The 17,914-nt window shown below is 65.8% G+C and carries 15 protein-coding genes; 3 read left to right on the top strand and 12 right to left on the bottom strand.

All coding sequences use genetic code 11. The annotated features are described in order from the left end of the window. Window positions 1-4: 4 nt before the first annotated feature. The 7 genes from K4043_RS09130 to K4043_RS09100 all read right to left on the bottom strand — a co-directional run bounded on the left by K4043_RS09130 (window position 5) and on the right by K4043_RS09100 (window position 6,658). The gene (locus K4043_RS09130) at window positions 5-1,027 is read right to left on the bottom strand and encodes a MoxR family ATPase (RefSeq protein ID WP_265309058.1); all 1,023 of its coding nucleotides are present in this window, start codon (window positions 1,025-1,027) and stop codon (window positions 5-7) included. A gap of 115 nt (window positions 1,028-1,142) precedes the next feature. Next, on the bottom strand, window positions 1,143-1,430 hold the full coding sequence (locus K4043_RS09125) for a YkgJ family cysteine cluster protein (protein ID WP_123730317.1): 288 nt from the start codon (window positions 1,428-1,430) through the stop codon (window positions 1,143-1,145). Between the two features lie 132 nt (window positions 1,431-1,562). Further along, window positions 1,563-3,551, bottom strand: coding sequence for a type IV pilus secretin PilQ family protein (locus K4043_RS09120; RefSeq protein ID WP_123730870.1), 1,989 nt, complete (start codon window positions 3,549-3,551; stop codon window positions 1,563-1,565). Between the two features lie 20 nt (window positions 3,552-3,571). Continuing rightward, entirely contained in the window at window positions 3,572-4,108 is a 537-nt protein-coding gene (locus tag K4043_RS09115) for a pilus assembly protein PilP (RefSeq protein WP_123730316.1), read from the bottom strand. Next, the gene (locus tag K4043_RS09110) at window positions 4,105-4,782 is read right to left on the bottom strand and encodes a type 4a pilus biogenesis protein PilO (protein WP_123730315.1); all 678 of its coding nucleotides are present in this window, start codon (window positions 4,780-4,782) and stop codon (window positions 4,105-4,107) included. Before K4043_RS09110 ends, K4043_RS09115 begins: the two co-directional genes overlap by 4 nt. Next, a complete protein-coding gene (locus K4043_RS09105; protein WP_123730314.1) occupies window positions 4,779-5,600 on the bottom strand; it encodes a PilN domain-containing protein in 822 nt (273 codons plus the stop codon). Before K4043_RS09105 ends, K4043_RS09110 begins: the two co-directional genes overlap by 4 nt. Next, complete coding sequence (locus tag K4043_RS09100; protein WP_123730869.1) at window positions 5,600-6,658, bottom strand: pilus assembly protein PilM; 1,059 nt, start codon at window positions 6,656-6,658, stop codon at window positions 5,600-5,602. Before K4043_RS09100 ends, K4043_RS09105 begins: the two co-directional genes overlap by 1 nt. A 223-nt stretch (window positions 6,659-6,881) precedes the next feature. Here K4043_RS09100 and K4043_RS09095 point away from each other — a divergent pair, with 223 nt between their 5' ends. Continuing rightward, complete coding sequence (locus tag K4043_RS09095) at window positions 6,882-9,302, top strand: penicillin-binding protein 1A (protein ID WP_123730313.1); 2,421 nt, start codon at window positions 6,882-6,884, stop codon at window positions 9,300-9,302. A gap of 182 nt (window positions 9,303-9,484) precedes the next feature. Next, a complete protein-coding gene (locus K4043_RS09090; protein WP_265309054.1) occupies window positions 9,485-10,132 on the top strand; it encodes a hypothetical protein in 648 nt (215 codons plus the stop codon). Between the two features lie 18 nt (window positions 10,133-10,150). On the opposite strand, the gene K4043_RS09085 is transcribed toward K4043_RS09090, so the two are convergent. Further along, window positions 10,151-10,915: an alpha/beta hydrolase gene (locus K4043_RS09085; RefSeq protein WP_265309052.1), complete on the bottom strand. Its 765-nt coding sequence runs from the start codon at window positions 10,913-10,915 to the stop codon at window positions 10,151-10,153. A gap of 96 nt (window positions 10,916-11,011) precedes the next feature. Between K4043_RS09085 and K4043_RS09080 the strand changes: the two genes are divergently transcribed. Next, on the top strand, window positions 11,012-11,797 hold the full coding sequence (locus tag K4043_RS09080; protein WP_265309051.1) for a helix-turn-helix transcriptional regulator: 786 nt from the start codon (window positions 11,012-11,014) through the stop codon (window positions 11,795-11,797). A gap of 206 nt (window positions 11,798-12,003) precedes the next feature. Here the strand turns inward: K4043_RS09080 and K4043_RS09075 are convergent, their stop codons facing one another. The 4 genes from K4043_RS09075 to K4043_RS09060 all read right to left on the bottom strand — a co-directional run bounded on the left by K4043_RS09075 (window position 12,004) and on the right by K4043_RS09060 (window position 17,619). Next, the gene (locus tag K4043_RS09075) at window positions 12,004-13,620 is read right to left on the bottom strand and encodes an autotransporter outer membrane beta-barrel domain-containing protein (protein ID WP_265309049.1); all 1,617 of its coding nucleotides are present in this window, start codon (window positions 13,618-13,620) and stop codon (window positions 12,004-12,006) included. Between the two features lie 1,096 nt (window positions 13,621-14,716). Beyond that, entirely contained in the window at window positions 14,717-15,994 is a 1,278-nt protein-coding gene (locus K4043_RS09070) for a citrate synthase (protein WP_265309048.1), read from the bottom strand. Between the two features lie 316 nt (window positions 15,995-16,310). Continuing rightward, window positions 16,311-16,571: a type B 50S ribosomal protein L31 gene (locus K4043_RS09065; protein WP_019183873.1), complete on the bottom strand. Its 261-nt coding sequence runs from the start codon at window positions 16,569-16,571 to the stop codon at window positions 16,311-16,313. 112 nt (window positions 16,572-16,683) lie between these two features. Continuing rightward, window positions 16,684-17,619 (bottom strand): nucleoside hydrolase, encoded by a 936-nt coding sequence (locus tag K4043_RS09060; RefSeq protein WP_088432679.1) that lies wholly within the window; start codon window positions 17,617-17,619, stop codon window positions 16,684-16,686. Between the last annotated feature and the right edge of the window lie 295 nt (window positions 17,620-17,914).

The raw sequence follows: 17,914 nt of genomic DNA, 5'->3' as shown, positions 1-17,914 counted from the left end.
ACGCTCAGGGCGCCGGCACGCGGGCCAGCAGCTCGGCCACCAGGCGATCGCCATCCCAGCCCTCGGCGGTGGCTTCATAGCTGGGCAGCACGCGGTGGCGCAGCACGTCCGGAGCCACGTTGCGCACATCTTCCGGGGTCACGAAGTCGCGGCCCGCCAGCCAGGCGCGCGCACGTGCGCAGCGCTCCAGGGCGATCGAGCCACGCGGGCTGGCGCCCCAGGCGATACGCCGGGCAAGCGCCGGGTCATAGCGGGCGGCATCGCGCGAGGCCAGCACGATTTCGATGAGATAGCGCTCCAGCGCCGGCGCCATGTGCAGCGACAGCACCGCCTTGCGTGCAGCGAATACATCGCTCAACGGCATGCGGGCGGGCGCGGCGATCGGGGTGGACAGCGCCTCCCGGGCCCGCTCACGCGCCAGGCGCAGGATCTCGGCCTCGGCGTCCGAATCCGGGTAACCGATCCGGACGTGCATCAGGAAGCGGTCCAGCTGGGCTTCGGGAAGCGGGAAGGTGCCTTCCTGCTCGATCGGGTTCTGCGTGGCCATCACCAGGAACAGCGACGGCAGCGGATAGGTATGGCGGCCCACGGTGACCTGGCGCTCGCCCATCGCTTCAAGCAGCGCGGACTGCACCTTGGCCGGCGCGCGATTGATTTCGTCGGCCAGCAGGATCGGATGGAAGATCGGGCCGGGCACGAATTCGAAGCGGCCTTCCTGCGGGCGCCAGATCTCGGTGCCGGTCAGATCGGCCGGCAGCAGATCGGGCGTGAACTGCACGCGGGAGAAATCCGCATCGAGCCGGGCGGCCAGCGCCCGGATCGCGGTGGTCTTGGCCAGGCCGGGCGCGCCTTCGACCAGCAGGTGGCCATCGGCCAGCAGCGCGGTCAGCAGGCGCTCCACGAGCGCGCTCTGGCCGACGATCTCGGCGGACAAGGCGTCGCGCAGTGCGCGGAACGCGTCGTGCAGGCGGTCGTGCTCCGCCGGAGCGGATGAAGCGGTATCAGGCATGGGGGGCGGCAGATTCATGGCATCCATGTGACCTCCACGGCGGGCAGAGGTTCCATTCCCATGATGGCAGGACAGCGGCGGTTACGGCATCAAGATTGGCTGAACACGAAACGGGTCACCGGCGGATCCCACACTAGGCCGCGTTCGAACCGACGACACGGCCCTCAGTGGAATAGATCGCGCTGCAGTACGGGCCGGACATCACGAAGCGCCGGCACGCCTGAGGCCGGTCGTCATAGATGCTGCAGTTCATGCGCTGGCGGTCCAGCGCCACGCACCATCCGTCCGCACCCTGGGCCATCACGCGCAGCCCGCCCGGCCGTTCCGTGGTCAGATCCGCCGGAATGCAGTCCGATGCCTCAAGCACAACGGTCAGGCGACAACACTGCGCGCCGCAGCTGGAACAGTTGGCTCTTGCCATGGAAAATCACACGCTTCTGCGAAACATCAAGAGGCAGCATAGCGCGGATCCCCGCCCACCCGGTGATGCCCGCCCCGCAAACGGGAAAGGGCCGCACCGGGCGGCCCTTTCCTTGCTGCACTCAGACGCGCGTCAGTTGACGGCCGGGGTATTCCGGGACACACGCAGCACCTTGGGGGTCACGAACACCAGCAGTTCGGCCTTGTCCTTGTTGCGGCTGCGCTTCTTGAACAGATTGCCCAGGAACGGCACGTCCCCAAGGAACGGCACCTTGTTGACACTGTTGCGGTCGGTGAACTCGTACACGCCACCGATCACGACGGTCTGACCGTCGTCGACCAGCACGGCGGTATTCACTTCACGGCGGTTGATGGTCGGCACGGTGCCGTAGCCATCCAGCACGATGTAGCTGTCCACTTCGTCCTTCTTGACCGCCATGTTCAGGAACACGCGGTTGTCGTTGGTGATGGTCGGGGTGACCTTCAGCTCCAGCACCACCTCCTTGAACTGCACGTTGGCCTGGGCCACACCGCCGGCACCGCCGCCACTGATGGTGACGTAGCCGATTTCCTTACCCTGTTTGATCACCGCTTCACGCTGGTTGGTGGTGACCACGCGCGGGTTGGAGATCACTTCGCCGCGGGATTCTTCCTGCATCGCCGAGAGTTCGACGTCCAGCAGGTAGCCCGCGTTGAGGATCGACAGCGCCAGCGAACCGGGGCTCTTGAGCGCATCGACCGGCAGGTTCCAGTTCAGGCCACTGTTGATCGTGGACGGGGCGCGGACCGGAATCGAGCCGGTGCGGCCACCGGCCACCCAGTCGTTGATTGCTTTCTGGTACTCGAAATCCTTGGCCGAACGGTCGTTGATGTTCTTGCCGTTCTGCCCCAGGTCACCACTGAAATAAACGTTGTCGCGGCTGCCGCTGATGCCGAACTTTGCGCCGAGCTCGCGGGCGAACGTATCGGTGGCGATCACGATGCGGCTTTCGATCAGGACCTGGTCGACCGGGCGGTCGATCACGTTGATCAGTTCACGCATCCGCGCGATCTTCTTCGGGATGTCGCTGATCATCAGCGTATTGGTGCGCTCGTCAGCCACGATGCGGCCGCGCGAGGACAGGAAGCCGCTTTCTTCCTGTGAATTGCTGCCACTGCCACCACCACCGCTGCCACTGTTACCGCCGCCGATGCCCTTGGCTTCGGTCAGCGCTTTGAAGATCACGGCCGCGTTGTGATAGTTGATCTGGATGTAGTCGGTGACCAGGTCCTCGCGATTCTCGATCGCGATGCGCGCGTCTTCCTTGTCCTGCTCGAACTTGGCCAGTTCCGGCTGCGGGGCGACCCAGATCACGCCACCATCGCGACGCTTGTCCAGGCCCTTGGCCCGCAGCACGATGTCCAGCGCCTGGTCCCACGGCACGTTGATCAGGCGCAGGGTCACGTTGCCCTGCACGCTGTCGGAGGCGACCACGTTGAGGTTGGATTCCTCGGCGACCAGCTGCAGCACGGTGCGCACCGGAACGTCCTGGAAGTTGAAGGTCACCGGCTTGCCGCTGTAGCCACGCTGGGCAACCGACGCTGCCGCCTGGCTCACCGTGGTGGCGTTGACCGCACCGGTTGCCGGCGCCGCCTGGCGCGGGCTGATCTCGACCACATACTCATTGCCGCTCTGATACGCGAGCGATTCGAATGCGGTGTTGGTGTTGAGCACCAGCTGGGTACCGCCGCCGTACGGCTTGGCGTCGATGCGCTGCACCGGGGTCGCGAAATCGGTCACGTTGATCGGCTTCTGCAGCGCTTCAGGCAGACGCGCGTTGCCGACATCGATCACCACGCTGTTGCCCTGGCTGCGCAGGTCCGGGCTGGCGCCCTGCCCGTCGAACTGCAGGATCAGCCGGCCGGCGCCATCGTCGCCGCGCTTGAAATCGATCTTGGATACCGACAGCGACGCCGGTGCGGTGGCCGCCGCCGGCGTGCCTGCCGGCTTGGGCGCAGCCGCACTGGGCGTGGCCGCCATCACTGTGCCGTTGGCCACCATGAGCGCGACTCCCAGCGCGCACAGGTGGATCAGCTTCTGCCGCCGGACCGGACGCAGCCGCAGGGCGTTGGAAAAGGTCATCGTGCTATCCCCATAATCATTCATTGATCTTCAAGCGCGAGCGTTGCAGGCCGTTCCAGCCAGCCACCCGCGCCATCCGGCACCAGTTCAATCAGCTCAATCCGGTCCTCGAAGACCCCGGTTACCCGCCCGTCGCTCTGCCCCAGATAGACGCCCGGACGCACCCGATAGGTGACCTTGTCCGGTGCCATCACCAGTGCGACGAGCCCGCCCCCGCGACCGATCGAACCGACCATGTCCAAGGCATCCAGAGGGAAGTCCTCCATCGGCTCCTTGCGGCGGTTCGGATCCGGACGCAGCCCCGATCCCCCTTGCGGATTGGTCCAGGCGTCGGTGAACGGGTCGCGCATCCCCTGCGCGGAATATTCAAACGTCTCGAACTGCTGCATCACCGGCAGCGGCTCAAGCGGCGGTGCCGGACGTGCGCGCACGTCGGCCACCCACTTTTCCAGATTCGGGGCATCACCGGGGGTACTGGTCACGCCGCGTGCGCAGCCGGCCAGCAGTACCACGCCCAGCAGGCCGCATACCCGTGCGGTCGAGGTCAGGCGGCTCATTTCCTGCCCCCTTTCTTCTCTGCCTTTTCCCGTTCGGCAGCCGCTTTTTCCTGCGCTTCCATCTCCACGTCATCCAGGTAACGGTAAGTCTTGACCGTTCCGGACAACTCCAGCGCACCGCTGCGGGCGGTGATGCCGGTCTTGGGATCCTTCGGCTTCAGGTTGATGTCGTGCATGGTCAGGATGACCACGCGCGGCAGCGAGGCCACACCGCTGACGAATGCACCGAACTGGTGGTAGCTGCCCACCATGCGCAGGGCGATCGGCTTTTCGGCGTAGAACTCCTTGGGCTGCTCGGCACCGGGCTGGAACAGCTCGTTGGCCAGGCCGCTGGAGAGCGCCGTCTGCGAGATGTCGATGATCAGGTCCGGCATTTCGGTCTTGCTGGGCAGCTGGCGCAGCATCTGCTGCAGCACCTGCTCCATCTGGGTCAGCTGCTGCTTGAGCGGCTCCAGGTTCACCGCCCGGCCCTGCTCCTTTTCAAACTCGGTGCGCAGCTCGGTTTCCTTGTTCACCAGCGAGGCAAGCTCGTCGCGCTTGCCACTGATCAGCAGGAACCAGCCCATGACCACGATGAACAGCGCGAGCACCACGCAGAACACGACCTTGGCCTGCTGCGGCCAGTTGCCGATGTTGTTGAAGTCCAGCTCTTTGAGATTGATTTTCTGGCTCATTGCTGGCTCCCCTCCTGCGCGTTGGCAGGCGCCGGCGGTGGTGCGGGCGGCGTGGTCGGAACAATCCGGCTGCCGGCCGGCTTGGCCGGTGCGGTCGCGTCCGGTGCAGCGGGTGCGGCGGCCGGTTCCTGGGTCGCGGCGGCCGGCGCAGCGGACAGCGGCGCTACCGGTGGAACCGGCGCGGCCTCGGCGGCCGTGTCGACCACGGTGCCATCATCGGCCAGGGCCGTGTCGCTCTGTGCGGGCAGGTTCACCTTGACCACGAACATGTACGGCAAGGACTTGATGTCCATCACCGGGCCGGGCGCCGTGGACGTCTTTTCCTTGTCCGGGGCCTTGGCTTCGATGATCGACAGCTCCGGATTGGTCATCCAGCCCGAGCTTTCCAGGTTGCGCATGTAGGCGCTGACGCGTGCGTTGGACTGCGTGCGCCCTTCCAGGGTCAGCACGTCGCCCTCCTGCTTGAGCGTGGTCAGCACCACCCCGTCGGGGATGGTCCGGACCAGCGCATCGAACAGGTGCACCATCTGCGAACGCTTGGCCTGCAGTTCCTCGATCACGGCCTTGCGGGCCAGCAGTCGATCCTTCTGGCGGTCCAGACGCTCGATCTCCTTGTTCTGCTCCTTGACCTTGTCGATCTCGGCCTGCAGGAAGGTATTGCGATCGGCCTGCCCGCTGACCTGACGGTCGTAGTAGAACCAGATCAACAACGACAGCAGCAGGCCACCGATGGCGGCCCCACCCAGCATGGCGTAGAAGTCGCGCTGGCGTTGCTTGCGCCGCTCGGCGCGCCAGGGCAATAGGTTGATGCGCGCCATCAGTCAAAGCTCCTCAGCGCCAGACCGGTCGCAATCATCAGCGCCGGGGCGTCCTGGGCCAGCGCGTGCGCCTGCACCTTCGGACCCAGCGTCATCTGTGCCAGCGGGTTGGCCACCACGGTGGCCACGCCCAGCTGCTCTTCCACCATGTCCGGCAAGCCGGTCAGGGCCGCGCAACCGCCGGCGAGCACGATGTGATCGACCCGGTTGAACTCGCTGCCCGCATAGAAGAACTGCAGCAGACGGCTGATCTGCTGGACGGTGGCTTCCTTGAACGGCTCGAGCACTTCCATCTCGTAGCTTTCCGGCAACCCACCCTGACGCTTGGCCAGGCCGGCCTCTTCATAGGTCAGCCCGTAGCGGCGCATCACTTCGTCGGTCAGCTGCTTGCCGCCGAACACCTGTTCGCGGCTGTACAGGCTGCGCCCGCCGCGCAGGACGTTCAGGGTGGTCATGGTGGCACCGATGTCCACCAGCGCGACCACGCCATCACTGGCCACCGGCAGCTCGCTGGCGACCAGGGCAAAGGCGTTCTCGACCGCGAAGGCCTCCACGTCCATGACCCGCGCGACCAGTCCGCCCAGTTCCAGCGCCGACTGGCGCAGCTCGACGTTCTCCGAACGCGAGGCCGCCAGCAGCACCTGGACCATTTCCGGGTTGTTCGGAATCGCACCCAGCACTTCGAAATCGAGGTTCACTTCCTCGATCGGGTACGGGATGTAGTTGACCGCCTCGAGCTCGACCTGGGCTTCCATCTCGTTCTCGTCCAGATCGGCCGGCATCGGGATCAGCTTGGTGATCACGGCCGAACCGGCCACGGCCGCGGCAGCATGCCGAGCCTTGGTCCCGGAGCGGTTCACGGCACGTCGAATGGCCTCCCCGACCGCTTCGACCTCCACGATGTTCTTTTCCACCACCGCATTCGGCGGAAGTGGTTCCACAGCGTAATGTTCCACGCGGAAACGATTGCCGCTGCGGGATAGCTGCAACAGCTTTACTGCAGTCGAGCTGATATCGACGCCGATAAGAGGCGACTGGCTTTTTGGGATAAGCCCCACGGTTTCTCCCCTGCCGATGGGCACTTGGACGCAGAAGCTGCGACCGCGCATTAATAACGTTTTTTTTGCAAATCGCAACCGTCAAGCTGTAAAACGGGCATCACTGCTCGTTTCACGCGTCCCCAGACGGCGATCGACTGCTCTCCCCGGGAACACCCCCAGCCGTTCCCTTGCGTAATCTATACTCTGCGACCACGAAATTCGCAATCGGAATCTGTCACTGATGACACGTCTTCGCCGTTGGCTGCGCTGGATGCTGGTCGCGTTCCTGGTCCTGGCATTGATCGGCGCTGCGGTGGCCGGCGGCCTCTACTACGCCATTTCCTCCAAGCTCCCCGACGTGCAGACCCTGCGCGACGTGGAGATGCAGGAGCCCATGTATGTCTATGCCAGCGATGGCAAGCTCATGGCGGTGTTCGGCGAGACCCGGCGCACTCCCATCACCATGAAGGACGTCCCGGAGCGCCTCAAGCAGGCCTTCCTGGCCACCGAGGATGCCCGCTTCTACGAGCACGGCGGGGTGGACTACAAGGGCATCGGCCGCGCCGTCTGGCTGCTGGCCACCACCAGCGACAAGCGCGTGCCGGGTGGCTCGACCATCACCCAGCAGGTCGCCCGCCAGTTCTTCCTGAGCTCGGAGTACAGCTACACCCGAAAGCTGGCCGAGATCCTGCTGGCCCGGAAGATCGAGAGCGAGCTGAGCAAGGACGAGATCTTCGAGCTTTACCTGAACAAGAGTTTCTTCGGCAACCGCGCCTACGGCGTGGCCGCCGCGGCCGAGTTCTATTACGGCAAGAAGCTGGGCGAGCTGGACCTGGACGAAATGGCCTCGCTGGCCGGCATCCCCAAGTTCCCCTCCTCCGGCAACCCGATCAGCAACCCCGAGCGCGCCCGTGAGCGCCGCGACTTCTATGTACTGCAGCGCATGGCCAGCCTGGGCTTCATCTCCCAGGCCGAGGCCGACGCGGCCAAGGCCGTGCCGATGCACGCCACCGCGCATGAGCCGCCGGTGCAGGTCGAGGCGCCCTACGTGGCCGAGCTGGTCCGCCAGGAAATGATTGCCCGCTTCGGCGGCGACGTGGTCAACAAGGGTTACCACGTGACCACCACGATCAATGCCGAACTGCAGACCGCGGCCAACCTGTCGGTGCGCGATGGCCTGCTGGCCTACGACCACCGCCACGGCTGGCACGGGGTGGAGCAGCACGTGGAAGTGCCGGCTGACGCCGATGCCGCCGCGTTGGCGCTCAAGCTGGCCGGCATCCCGGCCCAGACCGGCCTGCTGCCGGCGATCGTAGCGGCGACCGCCGCCGATGGCAGCGCCACCGTGGTGCTGGGCAACCGCAGCGAAGTGGTACTGCCTGCCAGCGCCGCCCGCTGGACCAACAAGACCCCGGCCAAGCTGGTCACCCGCGGCGACATCGTGCGGGTGCGGGCCGGTGAGAAAGAAGGCGAGTGGCTGCTTGACCAGATCCCGCGCGGCCAGGCCGCCCTGGTCTCGCTGGACGCCGAAAACGGGGCCTTGAAGGCGCTGGTCGGCGGCTTCAGCTTCTCCGGCAACAAGTTCAACCGTGCCACCCAGGCACGCCGTCAGCCGGGTTCGAGCTTCAAGCCTTTCATCTACGCGGCCGCCTTCGACAAGGGCTTCAATCCGGCCTCGATCGTGCTCGACGCCCCGGTCGTGTTCCGCGACCGCCGCGGCAAGACCTGGTCGCCGCAGAACGACGGCGGCGGCTTCCGCGGCCCGATGCGGCTGCGTGAAGCGCTGGTGCAGTCGCGCAACCTGGTCTCGGTGCGCCTGCTCGATGGCATGGGCGTGGATTACGCGCGCAAGTACATCAGCGAGTTCGGCTTCGCCGAGGCCGAGCTGCCGCCGAACCTGTCGATGTCGCTGGGCACCGCGTCGCTGACCCCGCTCTCGGTGGCGCGCGGCTATGCGGTGTTCGCCAACGGCGGCTCGCGCGTGGACACCTGGCTGATCGACCGGGTCACCGACCGTGACGGCGTGGAAGTGTTCAAGGAAAACCCGGCCATCGCCTGCCGCGACTGCGCCGGCAGCAGCGGCGTGCCGGTCAGCCAGGTCGTGGACGGCTTCAACTTCGGCTCCGCGCCCGCGGCGAACGCCGCACCGGCCAAGCCGCAGCAGGCGGCCGCCGTCGAAGCACCGGTACCGGTCAACCCGGATGCCAAGGTCGCCCCGCGTGCGATCGATGCCCGTACCGCGTACCAGCTCAACTCGATGATGCGCGACGTGGTCCAGCGCGGCACCGGCACCGCGGCCAAGGTGCTCGGCCGCGAAGACGTGGGCGGCAAGACCGGCTCGACCAACGATCACCGCGACGCCTGGTTCTCCGGTTTCGGTGGCCCCTACGCGACCACCGTGTGGGTGGGCCGCGACGACTTCCGCTCGCTGGGCTACCGCGAGTACGGCGGCCGCGCCGCGCTGCCGATCTGGATCGAGTACATGCGCGTCGCGCTGAAGGACACCCCGATCGCGCAGAACGAGCCGCCTTCGGGCATGGTCCAGGCCACGCTCAACGGCGCCACCGAGTGGGTCAAGGTGGAGGATATGGAGAAGCTGGAGGAGTACGACTTCAACAGCCAGACCCCGCAGGCCGACGACGCCGCGTTCGATATTTTCTGACCGCATGCGCCGGGTTCGCCCGGCGCCGCCGCGTATCGTCCGCCCCATCGCCGCGGTAGAGCCACCCCATGGGTGGCTGCACGTAATCCTTGAACGCAGGCACAGCCAGCCATGGGCTGGCTCTACCTGCCTGTCACATCGCCGGTGTACATTGCCGTGCAGGTCGCCAAGGAGTACCGGTCATGCATCGAGCCCGTCAGCATGCAGCCACCCAGACCCGTGAGCGTCGCCACCAGCTGGCGCATGAAGCCGCCCGCCTGATGGCCGAGGGCGGCATCCGCGACTATCACCAGGCCAAGCTCAAGGCCGCCACCCGGCTCGGCATCCATGACGATGCCTCCCTGCCCCGCAACACCGAGATCGAAGACGCCCTGCGCGAGTACCAGCGCCTGTTCGCCGGTGCCGACCATGGCGCGCAGCTGCGCCAGCGCCGCGAGGCCGCCCTGCGCGCGATGGACTTCCTGCACGCCTTCTCACCGCGCCTGTGCGGCCCGGTGCTCGACGGCACCGCCGATGCCAACAGCCCCGTGCAGCTGCAGGTGCACAGCGACGATGCCGATGCCGTGCAGCGCTACCTCGATGAACATGGCATCCCGGCCGAATCGCGCACGCGTCGGCTGCGGCTGGACCGCGAACGCAGCCTGGATGCGCCGGTCTGGGTATTCAGTGCCGAGGATCTGACCTTCGACATCGCCGTGCTGCCTTACGATGGCCTGCGCCAGCCGCCGCTGTCGGCCATCGATGAGAAGCCGATGCGGCGCGCGTCGGCCACGCAGTTGCGTGAACTGCTGGCTGACAGCGAGATCGAGGGTTACCTGGGCCGTGGGTGAGACTACGCGCGGCCTCCTTCAGGCCTCGGCGAACGGGACCAGAAAGCGCTCGATCGTCGCAACCAGGCCCAGCGGTGTTTCGTTCATCGGGTAGTGACCCGCATTTTCCAGCACCTCCAGGGTGGCCTGCCGATAGCGGCGCAGGTAGGTCCTGTCCATGAGGGCCGCGTTGAACACCGGATCGTGCTCGCCGATAAGCACTTTCACCGGATGCCGGCCGACGATCTCCGCGCTGAAGTCGGTATCAGCCCAGGCCGGGAAGTAACCGGCGAATGCCTCCGGCGACGCGTGCGCCATCGAGTACTGCGCCTTCCAGTCCAGCCACGCGGCGGGCAACCGCCCACCGGTGCTGCGATCGATGATGCCACGGCGGATGCTCACGCTGCCCGCGGCCGCTTCAAGCAACTGCCGCGTCGGTGAATCGTAGGCGATGCCACCGCACGGCACGGGCGCAACGGCGACCAGCGCGCGCACGCGATCCGGGGCGAGCACCGCGATCCGCTCGATGGCCATGCCGCCCATCGAATGCCCGATCAGGCTGAAGGTCTCGATGCCCAGCGTGTCGGCCAAGGTCAGCGCGTCGTTGGCGATCTCGTCGATGGTGTAGTTGCCACGCACATCGCGCATCCCGCCGTAGCCGCGGCAGTCCATGAACACATAGGTGAACTCCTCACCGGACAGCCACGGTTCGATGGGGTCGAACGCATGCGCGTCGCCAAACCAGCCGTGCAGGACCAGGACAGGATGGGCGCCAGTGCCGGCGCGATGAAAGGTGGGGGACATGGCGGCATCGTCAGGAAGAAAGGCTGGGCGATGATCGTAGGGCGTCGGCGCGTGGCCCGCCGTCGATATCAGGCCGATGGCGATAGAATCCGGGCCATGCGCAATACCCTGCTCGATCCCTTTGAAGATCTACCGCGCGCCGTGGTGGTCACCGCCAATGACTACGCCGCCGGATCCGTCTTCCCCGACCACGCGCATCGGCGCGGTCAGTTCGCGTTCGCCTCGCGCGGCACCATCAGCCTCACCACACCCGAGGGACACTGGCTGGTACCACCACAGCGTGCCTGCTGGGTGCCCGCAGGCGTCACGCACGCCATGGCGATGCGTGGCCCGGTCACGATGCTCAATGTCTTCGTGACGGCCGAAGAAGTGGCGGCGGTCCAGTTGCCTGCGCGCTGCGGCGTGTACGCCGTATCGGCGCTGCTGCGGCACCTGATGGACGATGCGGTCGACCTGCCGGCACTGTACGACCGGGAGGGGCGTGCCGGCCGGCTGATGCAGCTGCTGGTCGCCGAGATCGCCGCGATGCCACGCCTGTCACTGCATGCACCGCTGCCCCGCGACCCGCGCCTGGTGCGCGCCTGCCAGCCGCTGTTGGATGCGCCCTCGATCGCCTCCACGCTCGATGAGGTCGCCGCCGAAGCGGGCATGAGCCGACGCACGTTCACCCGCCAGTTCCGCGCGGACACCGGGGTGGGGTTTGCCGAATGGCGCCAGCAGATCTGTCTGCTCGCCGCGATCGAACGGCTGGGTGCCGGGCAGCCGGTCACCCGGATCGCACTGGACCTGGGATACGCCAGCCCAAGCGCGTTCACCTCGGCATTCCGCCGCGTGCTCGGCGAAGCACCCAGCCGGTATGTGGAAACCCGACCGGCGACGTAGAAACGCCCTCGATGCGCATCATCGGCGCACGGACGAACAGGCAAAAAAACGCCCCGCAATGCGGGGCGCTTTCAACACAACCTGCCGGAGCGATCAGCTCTGGTAGTCGCGCACGTCGCTGCCGGTGTAGACCTGGCGCGGACGGCCGATCTTCATTTCAGGATCCACCTGCTGTTCCAGCCAATGTGCGACCGGATCGCGGTAAGTTACCAGGCGCGACGCACACCCAGCTGCGCACCGGCATCCTTGTAACCGCTGTCACCGCGCTGCACACGCAGGTCACCCCACGCCGACCAGCGTTCGCCCAGCCGCAGCTGTGCGCCGGCCTGCGCTTCGTAACGGTTGGTCGGCAGCTTGGCATCCAGCGTTTCGCCGTCGAAGCGCATCGTGTCGCCGCGCGCGTTGTACAGCCAGTTCACCGCGACGAACGGCTGCACGCGGTTGCCGGCGGCATTGTCGTGGCCGAACAGGCGCACGCCAACACGCGTCTCCAGGCCGCCCGCGTTGCCGTCTTCCACGAGGGTGCCGTTCACTTCCTGCAGCGTGTCGCCCTTGTAGTCGGTATAGCTGACCTGCACCTGCGGCTGCAGGTAGATCGCGCGGCGGTCGCTGTTGCTCAGGGCGAAGCCGTAACCGGCTTCCACCGACGCCGCGCGGGTGGTGGCGTTGTACGTCTCACGGGCCAGCCCGTCGCCCTGCACCCAGCTGTCGTAACGGCCGTACTGCAGCCAGCCATCCACGTACAGGCCTGCACTTTCCTCGGCGCTCTGCACCCAGGTGCCATACACGCCCACCGCATCGCCCTTGACCTTGCCGCGCGTGCCGTAACCGGTGATCTGCGAGGTTGCCTGCGTGTTGGCATCGCCGGTGGCCAGCATGATGCCGATCTGGCCGCGACCGCCCTGGCCCCAGCGGTACACGTCGCTGCCGATCTGCAGCGCGTTGCTTTGGCTGTGCGCGTCAACCTGGCCGGCGATGGTGGTGTGCAACTGGTCACGCGAAACCCGCGCCCACGCACCGATGCTGTCGTGCTCGAACGCCGGCTCACCACGGTCGTGGCGGCGCTGCTGGAACATGCGGATCGCGGCGGCCTGGTTGGCCAGGTATGCGCCGGGCTCCGGGCGCAGCACCGGCACCGGATCGGTGGGGTCCGGGGTGATCGGGTCCACCGGGGTCACCGGGTCGGTCGGATCGGTCGGATCAACCGGCGCGCAGATCGGCAGCGACGGGTTCAAGTCGCAGGGATCGCCGGTGTAGGCCGAGCGCAGGTACCAGCCGCCATCGGCCGGGTTGGTGACCCCGCCCTTGTACAGCAGGTATTCGTAGACGCCGCCGGTGGCACGGCCGTTCATCGCGAACGTCGCCCCCGAGGTGCCGGCTACCGAGATCAGCTGGATGCCGTCGGTGGTCTGCGCACCGGCACCGCCGATGTTGTTGACCACGATGTTGCCGTTGCCGGAGGTGTTGCCGCCTACCACGAGCTTGTCCGACGGTGCGCCGTCACCGGCCAGCACGCTGTTGAAGATCAGCGTGCCACCGTTGACCGTCATGTCACCGGCCACGGCGACCGTCTTGTAGCCCGGCGACGGCGCGGCGAAGGCCAGCGTGCCCGACCCCAGGTTCAAGGCGCCCACGGTGGAATCGGCGGTGACGTTCCAGCGCGAGGCGTCGGCCAGGGCCATCGAGGTGACGTTGGTGAGCGCGCCGGTGAGACTGGCGGCGTTTTGGAAGGTGAGGTTGGCCGTGGCCGTGGAATCGACTACGACATTGCCGTTCAACGCGGTGTTGCTGGCAGTGAAGTCAGTGCCATATGTGCCCTTCACTTCCAGGATGTTTCCGTTTCCGCCCACCAACTGAGCATTGTTTTGCACCACGATCGTGGATTGCTCAGGATCTGCCCCGCTTCGCACTGCCTGGACGACAATGGCAGCGCCAGTGGCGCTTTCCACCCGGGAATCGTCGACCAGGACATGCCACGTGGCGGGATCGAGATTGGTGGGCTGACCAGAGAAGCTGTTGGAGACTGAAATGCCTGCAACGCCCCCCCGGACGACCGATCCGCCGGTTACTTCAATGCTGCCGGCGGGAACGTACGCCCCGAAGCGTTGCCCGGTCACTGTAGCGCCCACCAGCGTCAAGGTGCCGCCCGCGCTGACCAGCGCCCCATCCGTGCCTCCACTGACCACGCTGTTGCGCAGGAGAACCGACGGAATGCCGGGGGTCGTTGGCAGGAGCCCGGCAAGGGACAGCCCCGTCGCATTCCCATTGGTGATGGAGCTATTGGAGATCGTTGCCGTTCCACTATTGATAGTGACGGAGGCCGGACCGGTCGAAGTGACCGTTCCTCCGTCCATAAGCAGATTGCCTGCTGCGCCGTTGGCCGCGATGGAACCCGTCGCAGTCCCGTTCCGGATGTCGAGGGTACCGTTGGTGGTGCTGAACGTTTCCGTCGGGCTGTAGTCGCCCGGGTTGACCACCAGCGTTTGCCCGGGACCGACCACTACGGCGGCCAGCGCCGAGTTCTCGCCGGCTACCAGCGCCCCAGACATCAATGCGGCGGCGATGGACAGGGACAGGAAGCGATGTTGGCTGCCACGCGCAACCGTAGTCATCGATGAAAAGCGATGAGACTTCATAGTACGTACTCCCGTCAGGAGAGAGAAAAGCGGCCGTTACTATTCCCTGAGATCATCCGCATTGACATGCAAGAAATTGCAATTCAGGTGATGGAGGTCTCAACGCGACTGAGACATAAGTCGCTCAGATCGGGAGAACCATGCTGCAGGGTGATGTGAAGCGCTCGTAAAGAACGGGGGGCGCTGCATGGGAGTGCAGCGTGGCGTTACATGGGCTTTCCAGCTGCCAAAAAAAACGCCCCCTTGCGGAGGCGTCTTTTCATCATCCGATCAACCGGGGCGATCAGCCCTGGTAATCACGCACGTCGCTACCGGTGTAGACCTGGCGCGGACGGCCGATCTTCATTTCAGGATCCACCTGCTGTTCCAGCCAATGTGCGACCCAGCCGGAGGTACGGCCGAGGGCGAACATGACGGTGAACATTTCGGTCGGGATCTGCAGCGCCTTGTAGATGATGCCGCTGTAGAAATCGACGTTCGGGTACAGCTTGCGGGCGACGAAGTAGTCGTCCTGCAGCGCGGCCTGCTCCAGCTTGACGGCCACGTCCAGCAGCGGATCCTGCACACCCAGCTGTTCCAGCACCTTGCCGGTCATCACACCGATGACCTTGGCGCGCGGGTCGAAGTTCTTGTACACGCGGTGGCCGAAGCCCATCAGGCGGAAGCCGGAGGTCTTGTCCTTGGCCTTGAGCACGGCCGATTCGACGTTGTCGGCCGAACCGATCTCTTCCAGCATCTTCAGCACGGCTTCGTTGGCACCGCCGTGGGCCGGACCCCACAGCGCGGTGACGCCAGCGGCGACCGACGCGTACGGGTTGGCGCCGGTCGAACCGACCAGACGCACGGTCGAGGTCGAGGCGTTCTGCTCATGATCGGCGTGCAGGATGAACAGCAGATCCAGCGCCTTGACCACGTCCTGGTTCAGCTCGTACTGGCCATCGGCCGACTCGAAGGTCTGCTTCAGGAAGCGGCTGACGTAATCCAGCGAGGTGTCCGGCTTGTTGGCCGGCAGGCCCTTGCCGTGGCGGTAGATCAGGGCCGACAGGGTCGGCACCTTGGCGATCAGGCGCACCGCGGCGTGGCGACGCTGTTCGGCGTCGGACAGGTCCAGCGAGGCGTGGTAGATGCCCGACAGCTGCGCGATGGCGGCGGTCAGGATGGCCATCGGATGGGCATCCTTGGCGAAGCTGCCGATCAGCGTGTTGATCGACGGATCCACATCGGCTTCGGCGGCCAGCTCGTCGGTGAAGGCCTTCAGCTGCTCGGCGCTCGGACGCTCGCCGTTGATCAGCAGGTAGGCCACTTCGACGTAGCTCGACTTTTCCGAGAGCTGCTCGATGGGATAGCCGCGATACAGCAGCACGCCCTTGTCACCGTCGATATAGGTGATGGCGGACTTGCAGCTGGCGGTGGCGGTGAAGCCGGAGTCGTACGTGAAGAGACCGGTTTCCTTGGTCAGCTTCGAGATATCGACGCAATCGTTGCCGAGCGTAGGTTTGATGACGGGCAGAACAACCGACTTTTCGCCGGCGTTGAGCGTGACCTGATCAAGATCGGACACTGTGTGCGCTCCTCGAGGGAAGGCGCCCGCCCAAGCGCATGGGTCAGGCACGTGAAGGAAGTCCACGATCGTTATCGTGGATCCCGCCATTATCGCACAGCAACATTTTCGACGCCCTAGGACGGAAGTCGTAGACGCAGGTTCCAGACCTCGCCGCAGGCCCTATCCCAGCGCGCGCAACGGCTCGCGCCAACGCACGGACACAGCGTTCCGTCGGCGGGGCATGCAGGCCTCACCTGGCGTTCAGTAAACCGGGAACAACAAAAAACAACGGCCGCCAAGGCGACCGTTGTTTTCAAGCAGCTGCGTCGACAGATCAGGCCGCGGTCGGCGCCGGCTTGCCGAAACGCTTCTGGAACTTGTCGATACGGCCGCTGGTGTCGATCACCTTGTGCTTGCCCGTGTAGAACGGATGCGAAGCCGAGGAGATTTCAACCTTGACGAGCGGATACTCGTTGCCGTCTTCCCACTTGATCGTGTCCTTGGTGGACATGGTCGAACGGGTCAGGATCTTGAAATCAGAGGTAACGTCGTGGAAAACCACGTCGCGGTAAGCAGGATGAATATCGGCCTTCATGGGCGCGCACCGTAATAAGGGCTGGTGGTCAAGAGCGGCATTATAGTCCCGGCCGCCGCAAAGGGCAAGCCGGGTCCATCAACCGTGCGAAAGGTCCGCCGCAGCGGCGTCATCAGACGCCGAGTGCCGCCCTCACCTGGGCCTCGAAGCGACCCTGGTCGTAGGCCATCAGCAGCTGAGTGTTGTCAGGCTGCCCGGTCTGGCGGTTCCAGTCGACAATGGTAGCACCCCGGCTGTGCACGCCGGCCAGTTCCACGTTCAGCGGACGCGATTCGACCCGCAGCGCGCCTTCCGGCTGCAGCGCCCAGGCCATCGCCAGCGCATCGGCGGCGTACCAGCGCTCGCCACGGCTGTCTTCGGACCACAGGCGGGTCTGGCGCGAGATCAGCTCGTAGAAACGGGCCTTGTCGCTGTCGGCCGCCAGCCACTGCTCGACGTCCGCGTGCAGCAGGCCGTGGGCCACGGTGGCCTCCCAGTCGGCCACTTCGATGTGCGGGAAGCCGGTGAACACGATGTGCGCCGCCTCCGGATCGAAGGCGATGTTGAACTCGGCGGCCGGGGTGATGTTGCCGTGGCAGGTCACCGCCCCACCCATGACCAGGAAGCGCTTCACGCGCTGCGGCAGGGTCGGGTCGAGCTTCAGGGCCAGGGCCAGGTTGGTCAGCGGGCCGAGTGCGACCAGGAACAGCTCACCGGCGTATTCGTGCGACAGGCGCAGGATCGCCAGCGCGGCGTGCTCGGCCTCGGCCTGGCGCTTGGCGGCCGGCAGGTTCACATCGCCAAAGCCATCGGCGCCGTGCACATGGGCGGCATCGACGGAGGGGTGCAGCAGCGGGTCGGCGGTACCGGCGTAGACCGGCACGTCGTCGCGGCCAGCCACTTCGCACAGTTTCAAGGCATTGCGGACCGTGTGGTCCAGGCCTACGTTGCCGGCGGCGATGGTCAGGCCAACGATATCGTGGCGCTCATCGGCGAAGGCCATCAACAGGGCCAGGGCATCATCGACACCCGGGTCGGTGTCGATCAACAGCGGAATCTTCTTGCTCATCGTTGCCGTCTTGATAATCGGCAAGGGACTTTCGCACCCTGTCATGACAAATACAAGGCGGCGCCCGCCGACGCCTCACGTTGGCCACAAAGCCGACGGGCCTTGAATGTGCGTGGCTCCTGCTTCGATTACTCGACCGCAATCGGATGGGCCACTTCGCGGCCGGCAGGCCTGTCTGCAAATGTCCCCCGGTATCCGCCTGGCGGCGGCTACCTCCTCCTTGATTTTGCCGACAGGCCTACCAGCTGCGAAGCGGCTCTGATCTGGAGGGACGTGTGCCGGCCTTCGCCCCCCC

This window comes from Stenotrophomonas sp. SRS1 (assembly GCF_026130205.1).
GTDB classification, from domain to species: Bacteria; Pseudomonadota; Gammaproteobacteria; order Xanthomonadales; family Xanthomonadaceae; genus Stenotrophomonas; species Stenotrophomonas rhizophila_B.
Note: the sequence above shows the minus strand (reverse complement) of the source record. Positions and strands in the feature narration are given on the sequence as shown.

Bases quoted from the DNA above. Each gene is read 5' to 3' on its own strand.
- K4043_RS09130 (WP_265309058.1), bottom strand. From the start codon at position 1,027: ATGAATCTGCCGCCCCCCATGCCTGATACCGCTTCATCCGCTCCGGCG.
- K4043_RS09125 (WP_123730317.1), bottom strand. From the start codon at position 1,430: ATGGCAAGAGCCAACTGTTCCAGCTGCGGCGCGCAGTGTTGTCGCCTG.
- K4043_RS09120 (WP_123730870.1), bottom strand. From the start codon at position 3,551: ATGACCTTTTCCAACGCCCTGCGGCTGCGTCCGGTCCGGCGGCAGAAG.
- K4043_RS09115 (WP_123730316.1), bottom strand. From the start codon at position 4,108: ATGAGCCGCCTGACCTCGACCGCACGGGTATGCGGCCTGCTGGGCGTG.
- K4043_RS09110 (WP_123730315.1), bottom strand. From the start codon at position 4,782: ATGAGCCAGAAAATCAATCTCAAAGAGCTGGACTTCAACAACATCGGC.
- K4043_RS09105 (WP_123730314.1), bottom strand. From the start codon at position 5,600: ATGGCGCGCATCAACCTATTGCCCTGGCGCGCCGAGCGGCGCAAGCAA.
- K4043_RS09095 (WP_123730313.1), top strand. From the start codon at position 6,882: ATGACACGTCTTCGCCGTTGGCTGCGCTGGATGCTGGTCGCGTTCCTG.
- K4043_RS09090 (WP_265309054.1), top strand. From the start codon at position 9,485: ATGCATCGAGCCCGTCAGCATGCAGCCACCCAGACCCGTGAGCGTCGC.
- K4043_RS09085 (WP_265309052.1), bottom strand. From the start codon at position 10,915: ATGTCCCCCACCTTTCATCGCGCCGGCACTGGCGCCCATCCTGTCCTG.
- K4043_RS09080 (WP_265309051.1), top strand. From the start codon at position 11,012: ATGCGCAATACCCTGCTCGATCCCTTTGAAGATCTACCGCGCGCCGTG.
- K4043_RS09065 (WP_019183873.1), bottom strand. From the start codon at position 16,571: ATGAAGGCCGATATTCATCCTGCTTACCGCGACGTGGTTTTCCACGAC.
- K4043_RS09060 (WP_088432679.1), bottom strand. From the start codon at position 17,619: ATGAGCAAGAAGATTCCGCTGTTGATCGACACCGACCCGGGTGTCGAT.